Origin of the sequence: Streptomyces sp. NPDC001194, assembly GCF_042896985.1 — a bacterium.
Taxonomy (GTDB): Bacteria; Actinomycetota; Actinomycetes; order Streptomycetales; family Streptomycetaceae; genus Streptomyces.
Genome location: NZ_JBIAXU010000002.1, coordinates 389,372 through 410,980 on the forward strand (window position 1 = coordinate 389,372; position 21,609 = coordinate 410,980).

The following is a 21,609-nucleotide window of genomic DNA, read 5'->3' on the forward strand; positions in this document are numbered from 1 at the left end:
ACGCACCGACAGCGGACCGACAGACGACCGACAGGGAGACGACCGGCGGACGACCGGCTTGCGGACCGGCAGCCGACCGGAAGCCGGAAGCCCGCCGACGGGGCGTCGGCGGGCTTCCGGTACGGGGCTGCGCGATCAGTGGAAGCTGTGCTCGGCCTGCGGGAACGTTCCGCCGACCACGTCCTCGGCGAAGGCCTTCGCCGCGTCGCCCATCGTCGCGCGCAGGTTCGCGTACTGCTTCACGAACTTCGGCATCTTCCCGCCGGTCAGACCCATCATGTCGGTCCACACCAGTACCTGCGCGTCGCACTCCGCGCCGGCCCCGATGCCGACCGTCGGGATGTGCAGGGACCGGGTGACCTCGGCGGCCAGCTCGGCCGGGACCAGCTCCAGCACCACCGCGAACGCGCCCGCGTCCTGCGCCGCCTTGGCGTCGCGCAGCAGCTGGTGGGCGGCCTCGTCGCCGCGTCCCTGCACCCGGTAGCCCATGGCGTTCACGGACTGCGGGGTCAGGCCCAGGTGGGACATGACGGGGATGCCGGACTGCACGATCATCTCGGTCTGGTGCAGCGAACGCTCGCCGCCCTCCAGCTTCACGGCTCCGACGCCGGCCTCCTTCACGAGGCGGGTGGCACTGCGCAGCGCCTGCACGGCGCCTTCCTGGTACGAGCCGAAGGGCAGGTCGCCGACGACCAGGGCCCGGCCGGTGCCCCGTACGACGGCGGCCGACAGCATGGTCATCTCGTCCATCGTCACGGGGACGGTGTTCTCGTAGCCGAGGTGACAGTTGCCCATGGAGTCGCCGACGAGGATGACCGGGATGCCGGCCTCGTCGAAGACGGACGCGGTCATCGCGTCGTAGGCGGTGAGCATGGGCCACTTCTCGCCGCGCTCCTTGGCGAGGGTGAGGTCGCGGACGGTGATCCGCCGGGTGCCCGTGCCTCCGTACAGGGTGGGGGAGGCGGCTTCGCGGGCAGGCGAAACGGCATGCGTCATTGCAACTGCTCCTTGATGTCATCTCGAGGCGCCCTTACGGCGTCCCCGGACTCACCCACCATGGTGGCACCTGCCGGGGCCGTGGGGAAAGTGGTGGGAGGACCCGTGCGTCACACTCCTGCCGCGCGCGAGGGGCACCCCCTGCACCCTCATGGCCCCCTCTTGGCCCTCTCATGGTCCCCTCCCCGGCGATTCGGCGCGCGCCGGAGCCAATGTGCGCGTTTCGTGACAAGCGGAACCTCGGCCACACGGCCGTTCGTCCTCCCGGACGTACGGCCGGAACAACGGCACGGAAGGCTTCGTCGATCGCCTAGGGTCAAGGTGCGGGGACGGAGCGCAAGCACGGCAGCGAGGGCAGTGGCATGGCACAGGCGTACATGACGGAGACGGGGAACGGCGGCTCGGAGCCCGAGCCCTCCCGATCCCGCCTCCGGCGCCGAATGGCCGGGCTGAGCCGGGACCGGGGCATCTGGCGGCGCGGGATCGTCACCGCGGCCCTGGCCGCCCTGATCTCGCTGATCATGATCTTCCACGCCGAGCTGCCGAACGACGTGGGCAACCTCGGCAGCCTCACCGAGACCTTCCTGCCCTGGCTGGGGCTGGCCGTGCCGCTCCTGCTCGCCGCCGCCGTCATGCGCAAGTCGGCCACCGCGCTGATCGCGATACTGCTGACGGCCGTCGTGTGGGTCAACCTCTTCGGCAGCCTGGTCCTCGACAAGTCCGGCTCCGGCGGCAACCTGGTGGTCACCACCCACAACGTCGACGCCGACAACCCCGACCCGCACGGCACCGCCGCCCAGATCGCCCGGTCCGGCGCCGACGTGCTGGCCCTGACCGAGCTCAAGGGCAGTGTCGTCCCCGTCTACGAACAGGCCCTCGCGGGCGTGTACAAGTACCACTCCGTCGAGGGCACGGTCGGCGTGTGGAGCAAGTACCCGCTGAGCTCCAGCACGCCCGTCGACATCAAGATGGGCTGGACCCGCGCCATGCGCACCACCGTGGACAGCCCGTACGGCAAGATCGCCGTCTTCGCCGCCCACCTGCCCTCCGTGCGCGTCAAGCTCAACGCCGGCTTCACCGCCAACCAGCGCGACAACAGCGCCGCGGCCCTGGGCAACGCGCTCGCCGCCGAGCCGCTGAAGAAGGTCATCCTGCTCGGCGACCTCAACGGAACCATGAACGACCGGTCCCTGTCCGACGTCACCTCGCAGATGCGTTCCACGCAGGGCGCGGCGGGCGACGGCTTCGGGTTCAGCTGGCCGGCCCAGTTCCCGATGGCCCGGATCGACCAGATCATGGTGCGCGGGATCACCCCGGAAGCCTCCTGGACCCTGCCGCGCACCGGCAGCGACCACCTGCCGGTCGCCGCGCGGGTGACGGTGAAGCCGTAGCCCCCGTACATCCGCACATCCGTACATCCGTACGGGTGAGGAAGGGGGCCCCGCCGCCCGGGCGGCGGGGCCCCCTTCCCTCGTCCGGCCCGGCGGCCGCGGCTACGCGTGCTCGCGCCAGCCGTTCGTGATGGGCAGCCGGCGGTCCTTGCCGAAGCCCTTCGCGGAGATCTTCGTGCCCGGCGGGTACTGGCGGCGCTTGTACTCCGCCGTGTCCACCATCCGCAGGGTCCTGGCCACCAGCGCGCGGTCGAAGCCGGCTCCGACGATCGCGTCGATGCCCTGGTCGCGGTCCACGTACAGCTCCAGGATCGCGTCGAGCACCGGGTAGTCCGGCAGCGAGTCCGTGTCCACCTGGCCCGGGCGCAGCTCGGCGCTCGGCGGCTTCACGATGGAGTTCTCCGGGATCGGCGGGGTCTCGCCGCGCTCGGCCGCGGCCCGGTTGCGGTAGCGCGCGAGCCGGAAGACGTCCGTCTTGTAGACGTCCTTGATCGGGCCGTACGCGCCCACCGAGTCGCCGTACAGGGTGGAGTAGCCGACGGCCAGCTCCGACTTGTTGCCGGGGGCCAGCACGATGTGGCCCTCCTGGTTGGAGACCGCCATCAGCATGGTGCCGCGCAGCCGGGACTGGAGGTTCTCCTCCGCCAGGCCGGTCAGGCCCAGCGAGCCCATGTACGCGTCGAACATCGGCTCGATCGGCACGGTCCGGAAGTTCAGGCCCGTCCGGTCGGCCAGCTCGCGGGCGTCGCCCTTGGAGTGGTCCGAGGAGTACTTCGAGGGCATCGAGATGCCGTACACGTTCTGCGCGCCGATCGCGTCGCAGGCGATGGCGGCGACGAGCGCGGAGTCGATGCCGCCGGAGAGCCCGATCAGGACGGATCGGAACCCGTTCTTCCGGACGTACGCGCGCAGGCCCACGACCAGCGCGTCGTAGACCTCCTCGTCGTCGTCGAGGCGGTCGGCGTAACCGCCGGTGACCACGGGCTCGTACGGTTCCACCGGCTCCTCGGAGAGGACCACTCGGTCGATCCGCAGTCCGTCGTCGACGAGGCCCTCGGGGGCGTCGGCGCGGGCGGCGGGCAGGTCGAGGTCGACGAGGACGCAGCCCTCGGAGAACTGCGGGGCCCGGGCGATGACCTCGCCGTCGGCGCCGACGACGATCGAGTCCCCGTCGAAGACCAGCTCGTCCTGGCCGCCGATCATCGCCAGGTAGGCGAGGGTGCAGCCGGCCTCCTGCGCGCGCTTGCGCACCAGCTCCAGGCGCTGGTCGTCCTTGTTGCGCTCGTACGGGGAGGCGTTGACGGAGATCAGCAGGCCGGCCCCGGCGGAGCGGGTGGCCGGGACGCGGCCGCCCTCCTGCCAGAGGTCCTCGCAGATGGCCAGGGCCACGTCGACGCCGCGCACCCGGACGACCGGCTGGGTGTCGCCCGGCACGAAGTAGCGGAACTCGTCGAACACGCCGTAGTTGGGGAGGTGGTGCTTGGCGAAGCGGAGGGCGACCTTCCCGCCGTACAGCACGGCGGCGGCGTTCTCCGGGGACCCGGCCGGGCGGCCGAGCCGCGGCGCGGCCTGCTCCGTACGGTCGAGGTAGCCGACGACGACCGGCAGTTCGCCGAAGCCCTCGGCCGCCAGCCGCTCCGCGAGCTCGCGCAGCGCGGTGCGGGAGGCCTCGACGAAGGAGGTGCGCAGGGCGAGGTCCTCGACGGGGTACCCGGTCAGCATCATCTCCGGGAACGCCACGAGGTGGGCGCCCTGCTCGGCGGAGTGCCGGGTCCAGTGGACGACCGAGTCGGCGTTGGCGGCGATGTTGCCGACCTGCGAGTCGATCTGATTCAGAGCGAGGCGAAGTTGAGGCACGGGCCCAGTGTAATCGTCTTTCTGACGCGATGTCCTGGGACCGTGCCTTTCGCCGTGCCTTTCGCCGTGCCTTTCGCCGGTCTTTCGCCGGTCTTTCGGGGTGGCGGGCGGGGTGCTCGGGTCGCCCGGTGTGCGGCGTCCGGGTCAGCCGATCGAGCCGCTGAACTTCGCGCTGGGCAGCCGGATGCCGGGGGAGATGTCGGCAGAGAGCTGCTCGGTGCCCTCGGGGACCTCGTACGCCAGGATCCCGCTGGCGGACTCGCCCGGCAGGATGTCGCCCCTGATCATCTTCGGGACGTCGCCGCCGTCGAAGGCGAGCTTGGCGGTCATGCCCTTGTCGTCGCGGACGTTGGGCACCGCGTAGATGACGTTGTGGGTCTCGGTGGAGTTGTTGGTGATGGTGAGCGTGAACTCCACCGCGTTCTCGACCGTCGAGTACTTGTTCTTCGTGACGTACTTCTTCGGCTTCGAGAGGGTCACCTTGATGCCGTTCGGGTACGTGTACGTCTCGCCGAACGGCAGCGGGGAAGTGATGCCGGGCACCTGGGAGGGCGAGGGGGTCGGCGACGGCGCCGGGAGCGGCGGCACGTCGGCGTCGAGGTCGGACGGGACCTCCCAGCCCTCGCGGAGCTTCTTGTCGGCCACGTTCGTGACGACGTAGCCGGTGAGGAAGAGGCCTCCGGCCGAGGCGGCGAGGCCGAGCACGGCCAAGACCGTGCCGGTGACGGCCATCGCCCTGCGGCCGGCGCCCTTGGAGGCGCGGACGAGGGCGCCGATGCCGATGCCGATGCCGACCACGGCGAGGATGCCGCCCGCCCAGAAGAGGAACGGGATGATGCCGATGACCACGGCCGCGATGCCGAGCGTGAGGGCGGCGACGGCCAGGCCGTTGGTGGTGCTCGGGGCGGGGGCGCCCCACGGGTTGCCGGGGGCCGCGCCCGGGGCGTTGACGCCCCAGGGGCCGGCGGGCGGTCCGGGCGGTACCGGCGCGCCGAACGCGGGGGCCGGGGGCAGCGGCGCCGGAGGCGCGAAGGCCCCGCCGGGCGCGGGCGGCGCGAAGGGGTCGCCGGGCGCGGGCTGCGGCGCGGGTGCGGACACCGGCGCGGGTGCCGGGGCCGGGGCGGGCTGTGCCTCGGCGGCGGGTGCCGGGGCCGGCTCGGGCCGGGCTTGCGGCTCCGGGGTCTTCTCCAGCGAGAGGGGCTGAGCCGGCTCGGCCGCCGGCTCCGGTATGGGCGTGCCCGTGGGCTCCGTCGGCGGACCGGAGGGGCTGTCGGGCTGGTTCGGGGGCGTGCTCATACCTGGCGGGAATCCTCACGGGTGGTGTACGCGGTGATCGCCAAGCCTGCCATGCGCCCCCGACGGCCCCAAAGGGGTTTGGCCCGGGGCCGAACCCCTTTGGGCACGAGCTACCGCCGGTAGCCGAGGACCGTCATCATCCCGGCCTCCGCGTGGTACACGTTGTGGCAATGCACCATCCACAGCCCGGGGTTGTCGGCGTCGAAGTCCACCGTCAGCTTCCCCTTCGGCAGGATCAGCGCGGTGTCCTTGCGCGCCCCGCCCGCACCGCCGCCCAGGGCGAAGGTGTGCCCGTGCAGGTGCAGCGGGTGCCACATCGTTGTGGAGTTGTTGAACTCCAGCCGGACCCGCTCGCCCGCCTTCACCGGGTGCCGCTGGTCCGGGGTGTACGGCTTGCCGTCGAAGGCCCAGTCGTACGCGGCCATCCCGCCGGTGAGTTCGATCCCGATCGTGCGGTCCGGCGTACGGGCCGCCAGGGCGGCGGGCCCGGCAGCCCGCAGGGCGTCGGCCGTCAGCGGCCGGCCGGCCAGCTCGGCGGGCCGGGTCGCGGCCGTGGGCGCGGTACCCGGCCCGGTGCGCAGCAGGGCCAGCGCGGACGCCGCCCCGCCCTTGCCCTCGGCGAGGGCGGTCAGCGGGAACACCCCGTCCTGAGCCGTGACCAGTACGTCGTACCGCTCGCCCATGCCGAGCAGCAGGGAGCCGGTCTTCGCGTGCTCCACCGGGTAGCCGTCGGTGTGGGTGACCGTCAGTTCGTGGCCGCCGAGGGCGATCCGGAAGGCGGTGTCCCCGCCCGCGTTGACGATCCGCAGCCGGATCCGGTCGCCGGGCCTGGCGGTGAAGACCGAGGGGTCCTGCGCCGTCCGGCCGTTGACCAGGTAGTACGGGTAGGCCACGTCGCCCGCGTCCTTGCCGAGGACGTCGCTCTCCCCGCCCATGAGCAGCCTCGAGGGCGCGCCGCCGGCCGGCGGGGTCTGCGGGGCGGCGGCCCCGCCGTGGCCCGCGTGGCCGCCGCCCGCCCTCGTGTCCATGCCCTTGCGGAGCTCGGCGAGGACCGCGTCCGGGGTGGAGCCGTCCACTCCGTCGACCCAGTCGTCCAGGACCACCACCCACTCCTTGTCGTAGGAGAGGGGCTCCTTCGGGTCCTCGACGACGAGCGGCGCGTACAGGCCGCGGTCCTGCTGAGCCCCCGAGTGGGGGTGGAACCAGTACGTCCCCGGGTGCGGGACGGCGAAGCGGTACGTGAAGGACCCGCCCGGGGCGATCTCCCGCTGGGTCAGGCCCGGGACCCCGTCCATGTCGTTGCGCAGGGCGAGGCCGTGCCAGTGCAGGGAGGTGGCCTGCGGGAGGTTGTTGGCCAGGGTCAGGGCGAGGGTGCCGCCCGCGGTGACCCGGACCTCCTGCCCGGGCAGCCGGTCCCCGTACGCCCAGGAGCGGACGGTGAGCCCGCCGCCGAGGTCGAGCGGGGTGGCGGTGGCGGTCAGCTTGACCTCGGAGACCGGTCCGGTGGCCTTGCGGGCGGCCTCGGCGGCCCGCACCTCGGGCCCGGCGGGGTCCACGTAGCCGCCCGGCGAGGCGGCGGGGGAGGGGCCGCCGTGGTTCATGGACCCGTGGTCCGTGCCGGCGGCGGGGCCGGAGCCGGTGTCGGAGCAGGCGGCGAGCAGCCCCGAACCGGCGAGGGCGGCGGTGGCGCCGAGGACGGCGCGGCGGGTGGGGCGGTGGTGGGGAAGAGAGCGCACGGAAGCACCTCGTGGCGTGTGTCGTACGAGCGGATGGGCGCCGTCTGCTGCCGCCGCCGGGCCCTGTGAGCGGGCGTGCGGGGGCGGCAGCGGGCCCGCCGCTATACGCGCAGTACCGCCAGCCGGGTGAGGAGTTCGCGGGGTGAGGGCGGGTCGGGTCCGCCGGACCGGCCCGGCGCGCGGGCCGCGCCCCCGAGCGGCGCGGCGTCGCGGAGCCCGGCCGGTCCGGCGCCCAGGATCAGCAGGGTGAGCCCGCCGAGCACGGCCAGGCACACCGACATGGGGTCCATGCCGGAGCCGGGGAGCGGTGCGTCGGCGGCGGGGGCCCGGTCGCCCGGGGCGTGCGGCTCCGGCGTCAGGTCCGGGCCGCGGTGCGCGGTCCGCCCCGCGGGCGGGTACGCGGCCGGGTCTGCGGTCCGCCCCGCGGCCGTGTGGCCGGTGGAGTGGCCGGCGGTGTGGCCGGCCGCACGTGCGGCCGGGGCAACGGCGGCGACCGGAGCCGCGTCCTCCATGGTGTGGGACCGACTCGGATGGCCCAGGGTGTGCATGGTGACGATGCCCAGGAGCAGCGCAGCGAACAGCAGCAGCCGGGGCCACCGGGCGGCTCTCCGTGCGGTGCGCTGGGCAGGGCGCGTCATGGGCGGAACCCTACCCCGGGTGGGTATCTGATCGTAGGACCGGGTCCGCCGTGTTGAGGATGATGCGCACTATGTCCACCAATCCCGAAAGAGGACTGTTCGTGAAGAGCCCGTGGCCGGTCGCCCTGCTCATCGGCCTGGGCGCCGCCGCGTACACCGCCTGGGTGCTCGAGGTCGTCCTGTCGACCGGCCTGAACCCCATCGAGACGTACGTCAGCGAGCTCGCCGCCCAGGACCAGCCGCTCGGCGGCCTGTTCCGGGCCACGGACTTCACCGCCGGTCTGCTCGCCTTCGCGGGCGGCCTGCTGGGGCTCGGCTGGCTGCTGCGGGACGGCGGATCCCGGCGGCCCTGGTCGGTCGCCGGCTGGGCCGGCGTCACCCTCTTCGGCGCGGCCACCGCCGCCGACGCCTGGCTCCCGCTCAGCTGCACGCCCACCGTGGACCCCGTGTGCGCCGCCCGGGAGACCGCCGGCCTGGTCCCGGCCACCCATCAGGCCCACGCCGTCAGCAGCAGCCTCGCCATGACCGGCGCACTCGTCGGGATAGTCGCCCTCACCTTCGCCGCCCGCCGCTACCGCCGACTCGCCCCGCTCGCCCGCTACGGACCCGCGCTGGTGGTGCTGGAACTGCTGGCCACCGTCTGGACCCTGTCCGCCATCGCGCTGTTCACCGCCGGGCGCGGGACCTGGGCGCTCGGCGCCGGGCAGCGAATGCAGGTGCTCCTCGTGGCGCTCTGGCTGGGCCTGCTCGCGTACTCCGTCCACAAGGAGCGGCGCACGTGACGGCGGGGCGCCGGGGCGAGCGCTTCGTGCGGGTGGACGGGGTCCCCCTGCACGTCGTCGTCGAGGGGTCCGGGCCCACCGTGGTGCTGAGCGCCGGGCTGGCGATGGCCTGGTTCGACTGGGACCCGGTCGCGGCGCTGCTCGTCGCGCAGGGCCGCACCGTGGTCCGCTTCGACCGTCCCGGGCACGGGCTGAGCGCCCCCGCCACCGCCCCGCCGACCGCCGCCGGGGAGGCCCGCCGCATCGCCGGGCTGCTGGACGCGCTGTGCCTGTCCGGCCCCGTCACCATCGCCGGGCACTCGATCGCCGGGTTCCACGCCGAGGCGTTCGCCCGCCTGTACCCCGAGCGCACCGCCGCCGTGGTCCTGGTCGACGCCAGCATCGAGGAGGACCCCCGTACGGCCCTGCCCGGGGTGCGCGGCGGCGCCGCGCGCGTCCTCGGCCGGGCCCTGACCGCCGCCGGGCTGCCCGCCGCACTGGGGCCGCTCGCGCGGCGCGCCGCCGTACGGGCCTCCCGCACCGGCGGCTGCGACCCGGCCGCGCGGGAGCTCGTACGCCGCGTCTACCGCACCGGCCGGGTGTGGCGCGGCGCCCTGCTGGAGAACGCCCGCTACCCCGACGTCGCCGCCGAGGTGCTCGCGCTGCGGACCGGGCGCCCGCTCGCCGTGCCCGCCACCGTCCTCGCGGGGTACGACGGCTCGGCGGGGCGGGGGGCGCGGCGGTGGCTCGCGCGCCAGGCGGAGCTGGCGGTCCGGCTCGGAGCCCGCTTCGAGGTCGCCGAACCGGCGGGGCACCTGGTCATGCTGGACCGCCCGGGCCGGGTGGCGCGGGCGGTCCTGGACGCGGATCAGCGCCGGGCGTAGACCTTCTCGACGAAACCCGCCAGCTGGTCCTCGGAGAGGTGCTGGGCCAGGTCGGCCTCGCTGATCATGCCGACCAGCTTCTTGTTCCGGATGACCGGCAGCCGCTTGATCTGGTGGCTCTCCATCTCCTCCAGCACGTCGGTGACGTCCGCGCCGGCGTCGATCCAGCGCGGGGTGCCCTGGGCCATGTCACCGCAGGTGACCTTCGCCGGGTCGTGCCCCTTGGCCACGCAGTTCACGACGATGTCGCGGTCGGTGAGGATGCCGCACAGCCGCTCGTCGGCGTCGCTGATGGGCAGGGCGCCCACATTGAGCCGGGCCATCAGCTGGGCGGCCCGGTCGAGGGTCTCGGTGGCGGGGATCCACTGGGCCCCGGGGTGCATGATGTCTGCGGCGGTCGTCATCGCTGAACCTCCCTGAGCGCCGTTCACGGCCGGTCGCGGACGCGCTCGGCCGCGGCGTTCCCCACGCGGCGGAGCACACGCCCGTACGGGTGGGAGGACGCCTTTTCCCACCGTACGAGCGTGTCCCGTCACCCGCGCGGTGCGGCCCCGCGCTGTTTCAGCATGTCCGCCATGAGGGTGAGCTCCGACTGCTGCGCCTCGACCATGCCCTGGGCCAGCGCCCGCTCGGCGGGCGTCTTGCACTGCGCCGCGCAGCCCTGGGCCATCGCGACGCCGCCCTTGTGGTGGTCGGTCATCAGCTGGAGGTAGAGCACCTCCGCGTCCCGGCCCTCGGCGGCGCCGAGCTGCGCGAGCTCCTCCTTGGTGGCCATGCCCGGCATGAGCGCGCCGGGCTTGGCGGTGACGCCGCCCATGTCGTGCCCGGACATCTCGTGCCCGGACATGCCGGATCCGCTCATGTCGTGTCCGGCGTGGCCGCCGTGTCCGTCCGCGGACCCCATCCAGGACATCGGCGGCTCGTCGGCCACCACCTTGGGCAGCCCCCACAGGTCCAGCCAGCCCAGCAGCATGCCCCGCTGGTTGGCCTGGGTGTTGGCGATGTCGTACGCGAGTCCGCGCACCGGCTCGTCCTTGGTGCGGTCCCGCACGATGAAGGACATCTCCACCGCCTGCTGGTGGTGCACGGCCATGTCCCGGGCGAAGCCCGCGTCCGGGGAGTGGAGGCCGGGCGCGCGGGCCGTCGTACGGGAGCCGTCCCCGTCGCCGCTCGCGGAGGCGACCGTGGCCGCCACCGCGAACAGCAGCGCGAGCAGGACGGCCGTCCCGGCCGCCCAGTACGTACGGGTCACTTCTCGGCCAGCCCGTTGGTGCAGGCCGCGCCCGGCTCGGGGGTCTGCGGGCCCTGCACGTACTTGGTGAGGAACTGCGCGACGCGGGGGTCGTCCGCCTTGTCCACCGTCAGCTGCTTGCCCCAGGCGCTCAGCATGATCGCGCCGGCCTGCTCCTTGTCCGGGCTCATCAGCGTGTACGGGGTCTTGGCCACCTTCCCGGCGAGCGCGTCGACGTCGCCCTTGGCGGCCTTCTCGTTGTACGTCACCCAGACCGCGCCGTGCTCCAGCGAGTGCACCGCGTTGACCTCGGGGATCGCATTCTTGTAGACGTCGCCGTTGCAGTTCATCCAGCGCGGGTTGTGGTCCCCGCCGACCGGCGGGTTCATCGGGTACTTCACCGGGGTCTCGACGTGGTTGCGGCCCAGAGTCTTCGCGTCCCAGCTCTGCTCGCCGGTCACCGGGGTCTTGCGGGCCTCGGCCGCGGCGGCCTCGGCCTTGCGGACCGCCGCGGCCGCGGCGTCCTTCTTCTCCTTCTTGTCGATCATCACCCACGCGCCGAATCCGACGAGCGCGGCGACGACGGCCACGGAAGCGGTGATCGCGACGGCCTTGTTGCGCCGGTCGCGGGACTGCTCGGCGCGGCGCATCTCGGCTATGCGCGCCTGGCGGGAGTTGCTGTCGGGAGAGGTCCTGCTGGCCATGTGCCCTGAATCCTTCTGCTGAGGGGGGTGGAGGGATGGATCCGGTGGAGCGCGGTACGGCGCCCGGACCCGTCAGGTCCGCAGCACTTGGAGGGCGTGGAGGTCGGGGGCGCGCGCGAGCGTCCCGTACGGCCGGGCCGCTCCGCCGCCGGCGGCGCGCGCGACGGGATCCGGGGCGGAGCCCGGCACGGTCACGGCGGGCGGCGCGGCGGGCAGCACGCCCGGGGCCACGTGCGAGAAGGGGGAACAGCCGGGCGGCTCGTCGGGGGCCACGCAGACGGCGCGCGCGGGGGTCGCGGGTGTGGCCGTGGCGGTGGCCGCGGCCCCTGCCGTCACGACGTGCGGCTCGCCCGGCCGTACACACAGGAACAGCGCTCCGAGCAGTACCGACAGGGCCACCGCGATGACGGCACGCCGACGTACCCGGCGCCCGATGCGCCCGCGTCGTATGTGCTCCCGGCCCCCCATGGGCGCAGATGGTAATGCTCATGACGGCCCTGAGGTCAGTGCGGGGGTGCCGCGACCTGTCGAGCATGCGTAATGTGGCGGAAACCGCGGCTGGCGATACTGGGCCCGCCCGACTGTGCCCCCGCCACTCGGGGGAGTGGTGCACAGGCCGTCTGAACTGCGAGGATGAAGGCATGGACAAGCAGCAGGAATTCGTCCTCCGGACGCTCGAGGAGCGCGACATCCGGTTCGTGCGCCTGTGGTTCACCGACGTACTGGGCTTCCTGAAGTCCGTCGCGGTCGCCCCCGCCGAGCTGGAGCAGGCCTTCGACGAGGGCATCGGCTTCGACGGCTCGGCCATCGAGGGCTTCGCCCGGGTCTACGAGTCCGACATGATCGCCAAGCCGGACCCCAGCACGTTCCAGATACTGCCGTGGCGCGCCGAGGCCCCCGGGACCGCCCGGATGTTCTGCGACATCCTGATGCCGGACGGCTCCCCCTCCTTCGCGGACCCCCGCTTCGTGCTCAAGCGGATCCTGAACAAGACCTCCGACCTGGGCTTCACCTTCTACACCCACCCGGAGATCGAGTTCTTCCTGCTGAAGGACAAGCCGCTGGACGGGACCCGCCCGGTGCCGGCGGACAACTCCGGCTATTTCGACCACACTCCGCAGAACGTCGGCATGGACTTCCGCCGCCAGGCGATCACCATGCTCGAATCCATGGGCATCTCGGTCGAGTTCAGCCACCACGAGGGCGCCCCGGGCCAGCAGGAGATCGACCTCCGCTACGCCGACGCCCTCTCCACGGCCGACAACATCATGACCTTCCGCCTGGTGATGAAGCAGGTGGCCCTGGAACAGGGCGTCCAGGCCACGTTCATGCCCAAGCCCTTCTCCGAGTACCCGGGCTCGGGCATGCACACCCACCTCTCCCTCTTCGAGGGGGACCGCAACGCCTTCTACGAGTCGGGCGCCGAGTACCAGCTCTCGAAGGTCGGCCGCTCGTTCATCGCGGGCCTGCTGCGCCACGCCGCGGAGACGGCGGCGGTCACGAACCAGTGGGTGAATTCCTACAAGCGCATCTGGGGCGGCTCCTCCCGCACCGCAGGCTCGGGCGGCGAGGCCCCCTCGTACATCTGCTGGGGCCACAACAACCGCTCGGCCCTGATCCGCGTCCCGATGTACAAGCCGGGCAAGACGGGCTCCTCCCGCGTGGAGGTCCGCTCGATCGACTCGGGCGCCAACCCGTACCTGACGTACGCCGTACTCCTCGCGGCCGGCCTCAAGGGCATCGAGGAGGGCTACGAACTCCCGGCGGGCGCCGACGACGACGTCTGGGCCCTCTCCGACGCGGAGCGCCGCGCGATGGGCATCGAACCCCTCCCGCAGAACCTCGGCGAGGCCATCGCCCTGATGGAACGCAGCGAACTGGTCGCCGAAACCCTCGGCGAGCACGTCTTCGACTTCTTCCTGCGCAACAAGAAGCAGGAGTGGGAGGAATACCGGAGCGAGGTCACGGCCTTCGAACTCCGCAAGAACCTCCCGGTCCTCTGACCGCAGCTCAGCGGCAGTACCCCAGCACCACGACCCTCCGGGCCGACGGCAGTCAGCCGCCGGCCCGGACCCGTCTCACCCCTCCTGGGCCGTCCCCTGGGTCGTCAATGCCGTGATCCCCTGTGCCGAGAGCGCCAACGCACGCCCTTGCCGCACGTGCGAGGGAGTCTCTAGGGCCAAATGGCGGTGACCTCGGCATCCCGCACTTCGCTACTCCCGGCAGGAGCGAAAGGTACGGTATTGAGAGGGTGAGATCTGTTGAGAAGGCCTAGAGCGTATCCGATGACATGCGCAGGGGATTGGTCATCTGTGTGACACGCCCAATCAAGCCGCATGCCATTGATTTCCTGTACGCCAGTGCCCTGAACCCAAACGCAGTGCAGAGTCTGCTTATGTTTGGCGGGGTCTCTGATTTCGATTGCCCAAGGCTGGGTGAGCTTGTTGGTTGGGCGTGGATTGGACGATGGCCCGCTCCATTCTGGAGTTTCCAGGATCACTGCATTTCGATCCCAAGGCGCCGACACGCATGCAACGACATTGTTGTCGGGCGCCGCATATGGCTTGTACCAGCAGGGATCGAGGATCTGATTGCCCGCGATGCAGCGCCAGGCATTCGGGTCCAGGGTGCCAGCCGCACCCGTAAAGCATTTCGCATTTTTGTGTCGACGGCTTTCTTTGAAGGGCGGCAGGAGCCGGCCTTGTTCGTCGAACAAGCGGAGATAGTGAACTTTTGTAGGCCCCAAGCCCGGCTCTGATGCGGTGCACTGAGTCACAGCTTGCTGAACAGCGATTCCTACGAATGCCACAATGGTAACGCCGATCAGCTTTTTCAGGTTCTCGGCTAACCAGCTCCGGAAATGCGGCCAGCGACTTCGTGTGTCATTGCCCTGCCCATCGGTCCCACCCGGAGTGCCGCTGCCTGTGTCGGAACCACCGGAGCCAGGGATCCCTCCGCTTCTCATATTGGGTATTATTGGACATTTTGCCTGTGAGGCACTCAAGCGCATGCGGGCCGAATGGGTCGATCACCGCGACTTGACTCCTCTGGCCGCTCACTGAGCCGGTCGCGGATGTGCTCGGGCCGGAGGGTGCAGGTGCGGCAGCTCCCGAACGGGAGCTTGCCCTCCCGCAACGGCAATCTCCAGTTCTTGAGAGTGCTGGAAGAGAGCGGCCCGGTCATCGGCGTGAGGGGCCGCTCTCGGCATGGATGCGGTACGGGTTCGGGGCGGGCCACCTGGACCCGGTGTGATGGGACTCGTACTCTGCGCACATGGAGTGGGGGACTCTGGCAGTTGCGGCGGTAGGTGCCTTATTCGGGATCGGGACGACGCTGATCACCGATGTCCTGCGTTCTCGGCGGGCACAGCAACAGCAGTGGGCGGATACGAAGCGACTCGCCTACGTGCGGTTTCTGACTTCGCTGGCTCAGGCCCACAGCCGTATGACGATGGCGGCCGCACGGGAGGCAGTCGGGCCCGCTCGAACGCAGGCGATCCACAACGCGTTCCTCACGGATCCCCAGCACTCGGACGCCAAGTCCGTCCTACGGGAGCTGGCGATAGCGGCGCCTGACCACATCTACGAGGCCGCCGTGCCGGTCTACTACCAGCTTCGGACCGCTCGCGACATGCTCGCCTCCGATGAGGTGACCTTCGAGACCCCTGAGTATCAGCAGGTCATACAGCCCTTCTTCAGGGACTTGGATTCGCTGCAACGGCTGATGCGGGATGACTTGCACCCTCCGGTGCGCCGTCGCACATGAGGTGCTGTCGACGCTGGAATGCCCCCGGAGGGGGCCGCCTGTGTGCGTGGTCGGGGAAATACGGTGCCGGGATGCGGGCGGGGCTGCTTATGGTCGTGACCATGACGAAGACGTTTGAGCTTGTGCCCGGGGTGATCACGACGCGTGATGAGGTCGTGGCTGCGTTCGGCGGCGGGAAGTACCAGGGCATCGAGCCGGCCAACGAGGCGAAGAAGGTGTTCGTCTACTCCGACCCGTCCGCGGGCGAGGAGTACGGCTACACCTTCGATGGCCGCGCCGAGGATGACGAGTACGGTCCCCTGTACCTGTACACCGGCTACGGCGCGAACGGTGACCAGGAGATGAAGAGCCGCAACAAGTCCCTGCGGTACCACGTCGAAGACGGCCGTGAGCTGCACCTGTTCGTCGCGCAGGGCAAGGTGCCGGGTGGTAGCGGCGCCATGCGCCAGCGGTACATCGGGCAGATGACCGTGGACCCGATCAACCCCGTCGAGATCCGCCGCGGACCGGGCCAGGACCACAAGATGCGCAACGCCCTGGTGTTTCGGCTTCGGCCGGTTCCGGGGTCGTCGCCGGCATGGAAGGAAGAGGACCGGCTCAAGCCGGCGGCCGGCAACGACGTCGAGGACGTGGAGACCGTCCCGTTCATTCCCGAGCAGACCAGCGTGAAGGACAAGAAGTCCGAGCAGCACACCACCTCGGAGACCATCGCTGACGTTCCCGGGGGCCCGCGTACGGTTCTTCGTCGTGAGGGCCTGCTGATGGAGGCGTTCAAGAAGGACCTTGAGGCGGCCGGCCACGTGCACAAGTCGTTCCAGATCACCATCGCCGGTGAGGTGGGCGCCCTCACCCCAGACCTGTACGACATCACCGATCACGTGCTGTACGAGGCCAAGGGACTGACCACCCGCACCAACATCCGCATGGCGATCGGTCAGCTTGCCGACTACCGCAGGCACCTCCCCAACCCGGAGGGCCTGCGGGCGGCTGTGCTGCTGCCCAGCGAGCCGAGCAAGGACGTGAAGGACCTGCTGGCATCGCAGAACGTGCACCTCGTCTACCAGACCGAGGACGGCTTCGCCGGCTTCCCCCTGGCCCACTGAGAGGCGACGCCAGGCCTGACGGCCGTTGCCGTGGCGGCCGTGGTCGGCTGCCCCGCGAAGGGGCGGGTGGTTACTTCGGGGGGACCGCCTTGTGCCAGGGGGTTTGGGGGGGTTGGGGGCGGGTGGGGGGTGGGGTTGTCGTGACGTGGAGTTCGGCGTCCAGGCCCAGGACCGCCGTCGTCGTCGCGCCCGCCGGTTCGAGGACGCCGGCCGGGGCGCCCGCGTAGAGCATCCGCGACTCCGTCCACGCCGGAGGGCCGCCGAGGCCCGTCGTGCCGGCCGTGCCCGTGTCCGCGCGGCCCGACAGGAGGCGGCCCGCGACGCCGACCGCGCCGTAGCCCGCCCGGCCGCCGGCCTCCGCGACGCTGGACACCTGCGGCTTGTCGGAGCCCGCGGTGACCAGGGCCGTACGGACGACCCCCGAGTCGGGGCGCCGGAAGTAGAGCCGGACGCCCGCGCCCTCCGGAGCCGCCGACAGCGGGACCGTGGTGGCGGGCAGGCCCGTCGGGAACGGTCCCTGGAGCGGGGTGCCCGGGGCGGGCTGGGTCCAGGCCAGGACGGATTTGGTGGTGGTGGCGTACACCTGGCGCCGCCCGGCGGCGTCGACCGCCGTCACCGGGTCGCTCTGCAGGTCCTCGCCGCCCAGGTGCTGCCAGGCGCCGAAGACGCCGTCCGGCTGCTGCTCGCGGGCGCGCAGCGTGCGGCGGGAGTCGCGGACGTAGACGGTCAGCCGGCCGTCCGGGGTCACGGCCGCCGCGGGCGCGCTGATCGAGGAGGTGCCCTCCTCGTCGGCGCCCTCGGGGGTGCCGAGGGACTGCCACGGCCCGAACGGGCCGTCGGGGGAGGCCTGGACGGCGTACACGACCTCGCGCCGGTAGTCCGACGGCCCCGAGCCGAGGACCGTACGGGTGGCGAGGACCGCGACGCGCCCGTCGGGGAGGCGGGCGCTGCTCGCGCCCGGGTCGATGCCGGTGCCGGGGAGCAGCTGCGGACCGGTCCAGGCGGCGGCTGCCGGGCCGCCCGGCCGGGTCCAGACCGCCATCTGCCCGTCGAGGGCCGCGAAGGCGTGGAGCCGGCCGCCGACGCCCGCCGCCAGCCAGGAGGTGGTGTCGGCGCGGGCGTAGCGCAGCGACTGGGCCCAGTTGCGGCCGGTCGGGCTGCTCGCGACCTTGCGGTCGCCGCAACCGGAGGGGCTGCCGCAGTAGTTCTCGTGGTCGAGCCAGGCGTACGTCTTGAGGAAGCCGAGCTTCGTCTCGGCAGTCTGCGGGTCCAGCGCGTGCGGGAGGCTGCCGTTGTGGTAGCCGAGGTAGTTCTGCACCGAGAACCGCGGCCGGTCCGCGACCTGGGCGGCGTACGCGGCCGTCGCGGCCTGCACGAAGCGGGCGCCGTACATGTGGTCCTGGTGGTCGGTGTACTTGCCGGTGTCGTGGTAGCGGCCCGGCGTCGGGTCCTGCATGCGTATCGTCGTCGGCTTGTACTGCGCGAGCAGCCCGGCTATCGACCGGACCACCTGGTCCTTGGTGTACGTGTACTGCTGCCTGACCGGCGTTCCGGAGGCCAACTGGGCTCCGAGCGCGGGTATCTTGCCGTTCCACAGCCCCCGCAGGCTGTCCGGGTTCTCCGCGGTGGGGTTGCGGGCCTCGCGCATCTGCAGCCAGACCAGGTTGACCTGCGGCCTGGCCACGAGCACGTCGAGCTCGGCCTGGCCGCCGCCCGCGGTGGGTATGACCGTGCGCTTCCAGGCGCTGGTGCGGTCCCCGGTGACCATCTGCGCGTAGGCGCAGCGGATGCCGTTCTGCCGCGCCTCGGCGTAGTGGGCGCGGTCGGCGGGCTGCTCCGGGTCCTTGGCGCCGGCCCCGTTGGCCTCGTTGCGGCCGTCGGCCTCGCCGGAGGTCAGGTAGACGGTGGTGAGCTGAAGGCCGGCGGTCAGCGAGCGGCTGAGGTCCGGGTTCATGAAGAACAGGTCGTCGTCGGGGTGGGCGACGACCTGGACGACCGAGCCGGAGGTGGTGCTCGCGGTCAGCGTGAAGTCCGGGCCCTGCTTCCGGGCGTCGGTGGCCTCGGCCGAGGTCTGCTGGCCGGTGGCGACGGCGAGCACGCCGGTGGCACCGACGGTGAGGACGGGAAGGAGGGCAGCGAGGAGGAAGCGGCGACGGGCAATCGGCATCGGTCACGCCTTGGGTCGTTCCGGGCGGGAAGAACGGCAGTTCAGTCAGTTCGGCTCAAGCGGCTCAGTCAGTGAGAGGCCAAATCGGGGGACTTGGTTCACCGATGTGCTCGATGACTCATGCTTTCCGGATACGACCGGACGTGATTGTGCACGGTGCGTTTTCGACGCGCGCACGTGCCCGGGATGTGGACGGACCCGGCATGTGGACGGACCCGGCATGTGGACGGACCGGGTCAGCGGGGTGCCGCGGGCGGAGCCGCGTTGCGCGGGCCCACCGGCAGCCAGGGCGCCAGGTGCGCGTCCGCGTCGTCCGCCGACGAGGTCACGTACAGGCGCGCGTCGAGGCCCACCACCGCCAGGCTGACCGTGTCCCTGCCGGTCTTCGTGGACGACGGAGCCCCGACGAACATCAGCGGCGAGCGCTCCCACGGCCGCCCCTCGCCGAGGCCCGCGCCCAGCAGCCCGCCCGCCGAGCGGCCGGCCAGCACGTGCCCGCTCGCCGTCACCGAGCCGAAGCCCTGGAGCCCGCCGAGGTCGGTCAGGTGGTTCACCTTCAGCCCGCCCTCGCCCGTCACCAGGGCAGTACGGACGTTGCCCGAGCCCGGCTTGCGGAACCACAGCCGCACCCCGCCCTCGCGCCCCTCCGCGGTGAGCGGGAGCGTCGTGTCCGGGAGTCCGGTGGGGGTGGCCGGCCCGAGCGGGGCGCCCGGCTTCGGCTGAGCCCAGCCCACCACCGACTTGGTGGTCGCCGCGAACACCATGCGCCGTCCGGCGCCGTCGGCGGCGGTGACCGGGGTCCCGTGCAGGTCGGCGCCGCCGTACGAGGCCCACGGGCCCCAGCCGCCGCCCGCGAGCTGCACCCGCCCGCGCAGCGAGCCCGCGCCGTCGCGGACGTACGCCGCCAACTGCCCGCTGCCGTCCACCGCGACGGCGGGGGCGCTGATGTCGGAGGTCCAGTTCTCGTCGGTGGTCTCGGGGGTGCCGAGCGACTGCCAGTCCCCGAACTCCTCGGTGCCCGGGCCCTTCTGGACGGCGTACACGACCTCCCGCCGGTAGTCCGCGGGCCGCGCGCCGAAGGAGGTGCGCGTACCGAAGGCGGCGATCCGCCCGTCCGGCAGGGTGACGGTGGCCACGCCCGGGTCCATGCCGGTGCCGGGCAGCAGGCGCGGACCGCTCCACGCGCCGATGGGGCCGGAGCGGTGCCAGAGCGCGACCTGGCCGTCGAGCACCTTGAAGGCCCACAGGCCGTGCTCCTTGTCGGAGGTCAGCCAGGACGTGCCGGTGCCGCGGGCGTAGTTGACGGTCGAGGTCCAGCCGTTGCCGGCGGGGTGGTCGGCGACCTTGAGGTCGCCGCAGCCGGCGTTGCTGCCGCAGTGGTTCTGCTTGTCGAGCCAGGCGTAGGTGTCGAGTATGTCCAGCTTCTCCTTCGCCTCGTCCGGGCCCAGGGCGCTGGGCAGGGAGCCGTTGAAGTAGCCGACGTAGTTCTGCACCGCGAAGTGCGGGCGGTCCTTCGCGTCGACGTCCTTCGCGTACGCGGCGAGGGCGGCCTGCACGAAGCGGGCGCCGTAGAAGTGGTCCTGGTGGTCCGTGTACTTCCTGGTGTCCGGGAAGCGTCCGGGAGTGGGGTCCTGGGCGCGGACGGTGGTCGGCTTGTACTGCTCCAGGACGCCGACGAGGGTGCGGACCACCTGGTCCTTGGAGTACGAGAACCGCTGCTTGACGGGGGTGCCGGAGGAGAGCTGGGCGCCGAGCGCGGACGTCTTGCCGTCCCACAGGCCGTGCAGGCTGTCCGGGGCGCTGTCGTAGACGGTGCCGGCCTCGCGCAGCTGCAGCCAGACGAGGTTGACCTCGGGCTTGGCGACGAGGACGTCGACCTCGGCTTGGCCGCCGCCCCGGGTGGGGGCCACGGTCCGCTTCCAGGCGCTGCCGCGGTCGCCGGTGGCCATCCGGGCGTAGGCGGCCCGGATGCCGTTCTGGCGGGCTTCGGCGTAGGCGGGCTTGTTGGGCGGGGTCGAGGCCTGCTTGCCCTCGGTGGCGTTGATGCCGTCCGCCTCGCCGGCGGTGAGGTAGACGGTGGTGACGGGGTGGCCGGCGGCTATGGAGTACCGCAGGTCCGGGTTCATGAAGTACAGGTCGTCGTCGGGGTGCGCGACGATCTGCAGCACCCGGCCGGGGTCGGGCGCGTCGACGGCCGCCGCCGGAGCGGGGCCGGACCGGTCGCCGCCGATGCCGCCGAGCGCCTCGGAGCCGCGCAGTACGAACATGCAGCACGCGGCGGCGGCCGCGAAGCCGGCCACCGCCTTGACCACCCGCCCGCGGCGCCGGTCGCCCGCCGGCGCTTCGGCCCGGCCGGAGCGGCGGGAGGCCCGCCCGGCGCCGGGGGCCTGGCGGCCGGCGGCCGCCTCCGCCGGGTCCTCGGCCCGTGCGCGGCGCCCGGCGCGGCGGCCGCCGGGGTCCGGGGCTCCGGCATCGCCGGGGCGGTCGTCGGCCGGGGCGGCGTGGGTGCGGGGGTCGTGGGTACGGGGGCGGTGGGTACGGGGGCGGTGGGTACGGGGATCCCGCCCGTCGGCGGTCTCCGGGTCGGCCGGGAACGGTGCCGGTGCCCATCCCGCGCCGCCGGCCGGCGCGTCCGGCCGAGGGCGTGACGGATCCCAGCCGGATCCCGCCGCCGCGTGCGGCTGCGCGCCCGCCGGATGCCGCGACGGGTCCCACGGCCCGGCACCCGGCGGGACCACGGGATACTCGGCCGGCCCCTGTGCCGGGGCCCCCGGGCCCCCGCCCGGTCCGCCGGACCAGGGCTGCTGAGCCGTATCCCAGCCCGGGCCGCCGGGCCACGGCTGCGCCGTATCCCCACCCGGCACCCCCGCCCACGGCCGTGCCGCGTCCGCGAACGGGTCACCCGGCCACGGTTGCGGGGGGCCCTGCCAGGGGGTGTGGCCCTGGGTGTGGGGGCCTTCGGGCATCGAGGTCCTTCGGGGCGGGAGCGGACCGACAGGGTCCGAATATATGGAGATAATCCGATAATCGGGATCATGGTACGTGTAGATCGAGACGGTGAGTCGAACACCCGCTCCGGC

At 72.3% G+C, this 21,609-nt stretch carries 18 protein-coding genes; 6 read left to right on the forward strand and 12 right to left on the reverse strand.

The window, feature by feature from the left end:
• Positions 1-135 precede the first annotated feature (135 nt).
• Positions 136-996, reverse strand: a complete 861-nt coding sequence (panB, locus tag ACFY1T_RS06525; protein ID WP_030866904.1) for a 3-methyl-2-oxobutanoate hydroxymethyltransferase — start codon at positions 994-996, stop codon at positions 136-138.
• 440 nt (positions 997-1,436) lie between these two features.
• Here panB and ACFY1T_RS06530 point away from each other — a divergent pair, with 440 nt between their 5' ends.
• Positions 1,437-2,387, forward strand: a complete 951-nt coding sequence (locus ACFY1T_RS06530; RefSeq protein WP_390787435.1) for an endonuclease/exonuclease/phosphatase family protein — start codon at positions 1,437-1,439, stop codon at positions 2,385-2,387.
• A gap of 102 nt (positions 2,388-2,489) precedes the next feature.
• Here the strand turns inward: ACFY1T_RS06530 and ACFY1T_RS06535 are convergent, their stop codons facing one another.
• From ACFY1T_RS06535 to ACFY1T_RS06550, 4 genes are all read right to left on the reverse strand, one after another.
• Positions 2,490-4,244, reverse strand: a complete 1,755-nt coding sequence (locus tag ACFY1T_RS06535; RefSeq protein ID WP_390787223.1) for an NAD+ synthase — start codon at positions 4,242-4,244, stop codon at positions 2,490-2,492.
• Between the two features lie 144 nt (positions 4,245-4,388).
• Positions 4,389-5,540, reverse strand: coding sequence for a DUF4190 domain-containing protein (locus ACFY1T_RS06540; RefSeq protein ID WP_390787224.1), 1,152 nt, complete (start codon positions 5,538-5,540; stop codon positions 4,389-4,391).
• Between the two features lie 110 nt (positions 5,541-5,650).
• Positions 5,651-7,276 (reverse strand): multicopper oxidase family protein, encoded by a 1,626-nt coding sequence (locus ACFY1T_RS06545; RefSeq protein ID WP_390787225.1) that lies wholly within the window; start codon positions 7,274-7,276, stop codon positions 5,651-5,653.
• A gap of 101 nt (positions 7,277-7,377) precedes the next feature.
• Positions 7,378-7,914 carry a hypothetical protein gene (locus tag ACFY1T_RS06550; RefSeq protein ID WP_390787226.1) on the reverse strand — a complete coding sequence of 179 codons (537 nt, stop codon included), beginning with the start codon at positions 7,912-7,914 and terminating at the stop codon, positions 7,378-7,380.
• A gap of 71 nt (positions 7,915-7,985) precedes the next feature.
• On the opposite strand from ACFY1T_RS06550, the gene ACFY1T_RS06555 reads away from it, so the two are divergent.
• Together ACFY1T_RS06555 and ACFY1T_RS06560 are read left to right on the forward strand one after the other, a co-directional pair.
• The gene (locus tag ACFY1T_RS06555) at positions 7,986-8,696 is read left to right on the forward strand and encodes a DUF998 domain-containing protein (RefSeq protein ID WP_390787227.1); all 711 of its coding nucleotides are present in this window, start codon (positions 7,986-7,988) and stop codon (positions 8,694-8,696) included.
• Positions 8,693-9,559 carry an alpha/beta fold hydrolase gene (locus tag ACFY1T_RS06560; protein ID WP_390787228.1) on the forward strand — a complete coding sequence of 289 codons (867 nt, stop codon included), beginning with the start codon at positions 8,693-8,695 and terminating at the stop codon, positions 9,557-9,559. Before ACFY1T_RS06555 ends, ACFY1T_RS06560 begins: the two co-directional genes overlap by 4 nt.
• Here ACFY1T_RS06560 and ACFY1T_RS06565 read toward each other — a convergent pair.
• The 4 genes from ACFY1T_RS06565 to ACFY1T_RS06580 form a co-directional block, all read right to left on the reverse strand.
• Positions 9,544-9,963 (reverse strand): CBS domain-containing protein, encoded by a 420-nt coding sequence (locus ACFY1T_RS06565; RefSeq protein WP_030866921.1) that lies wholly within the window; start codon positions 9,961-9,963, stop codon positions 9,544-9,546. The two genes, ACFY1T_RS06560 and ACFY1T_RS06565, sit on opposite strands and share 16 nt — an antisense overlap.
• Positions 9,964-10,091: 128 nt before the next feature.
• Complete coding sequence (locus ACFY1T_RS06570; protein WP_390787229.1) at positions 10,092-10,811, reverse strand: DUF305 domain-containing protein; 720 nt, start codon at positions 10,809-10,811, stop codon at positions 10,092-10,094.
• A complete protein-coding gene (locus tag ACFY1T_RS06575; RefSeq protein WP_390787230.1) occupies positions 10,808-11,494 on the reverse strand; it encodes a DUF3105 domain-containing protein in 687 nt (228 codons plus the stop codon). Before ACFY1T_RS06575 ends, ACFY1T_RS06570 begins: the two co-directional genes overlap by 4 nt.
• 72 nt (positions 11,495-11,566) lie before the next feature.
• Positions 11,567-11,962, reverse strand: coding sequence for a hypothetical protein (locus ACFY1T_RS06580; RefSeq protein WP_390787231.1), 396 nt, complete (start codon positions 11,960-11,962; stop codon positions 11,567-11,569).
• Positions 11,963-12,135: 173 nt separating this feature from the next.
• On the opposite strand from ACFY1T_RS06580, the gene ACFY1T_RS06585 reads away from it, so the two are divergent.
• Positions 12,136-13,497 carry a glutamine synthetase family protein gene (locus tag ACFY1T_RS06585; RefSeq protein WP_030866929.1) on the forward strand — a complete coding sequence of 454 codons (1,362 nt, stop codon included), beginning with the start codon at positions 12,136-12,138 and terminating at the stop codon, positions 13,495-13,497.
• Between the two features lie 170 nt (positions 13,498-13,667).
• Here the strand turns inward: ACFY1T_RS06585 and ACFY1T_RS06590 are convergent, their stop codons facing one another.
• Positions 13,668-14,210 carry a hypothetical protein gene (locus ACFY1T_RS06590; protein WP_390787232.1) on the reverse strand — a complete coding sequence of 181 codons (543 nt, stop codon included), beginning with the start codon at positions 14,208-14,210 and terminating at the stop codon, positions 13,668-13,670.
• A 557-nt stretch (positions 14,211-14,767) separates the two neighbouring features.
• Here ACFY1T_RS06590 and ACFY1T_RS06595 point away from each other — a divergent pair.
• Together ACFY1T_RS06595 and ACFY1T_RS06600 are read left to right on the forward strand one after the other, a co-directional pair.
• A complete protein-coding gene (locus ACFY1T_RS06595; protein ID WP_390787233.1) occupies positions 14,768-15,259 on the forward strand; it encodes a hypothetical protein in 492 nt (163 codons plus the stop codon).
• Positions 15,260-15,360: 101 nt separating this feature from the next.
• Positions 15,361-16,362 carry a hypothetical protein gene (locus ACFY1T_RS06600; RefSeq protein WP_390787234.1) on the forward strand — a complete coding sequence of 334 codons (1,002 nt, stop codon included), beginning with the start codon at positions 15,361-15,363 and terminating at the stop codon, positions 16,360-16,362.
• A 70-nt stretch (positions 16,363-16,432) separates the two neighbouring features.
• On the opposite strand, the gene ACFY1T_RS06605 is transcribed toward ACFY1T_RS06600, so the two are convergent.
• Both ACFY1T_RS06605 and ACFY1T_RS06610 read right to left on the reverse strand, forming a co-directional pair.
• Positions 16,433-18,529, reverse strand: coding sequence for a PIG-L family deacetylase (locus tag ACFY1T_RS06605; RefSeq protein WP_390787235.1), 2,097 nt, complete (start codon positions 18,527-18,529; stop codon positions 16,433-16,435).
• Positions 18,530-18,765: 236 nt separating this feature from the next.
• Positions 18,766-21,267 carry a PIG-L family deacetylase gene (locus tag ACFY1T_RS06610; RefSeq protein ID WP_390787236.1) on the reverse strand — a complete coding sequence of 834 codons (2,502 nt, stop codon included), beginning with the start codon at positions 21,265-21,267 and terminating at the stop codon, positions 18,766-18,768.
• Positions 21,268-21,609: the final 342 nt, after the last annotated feature.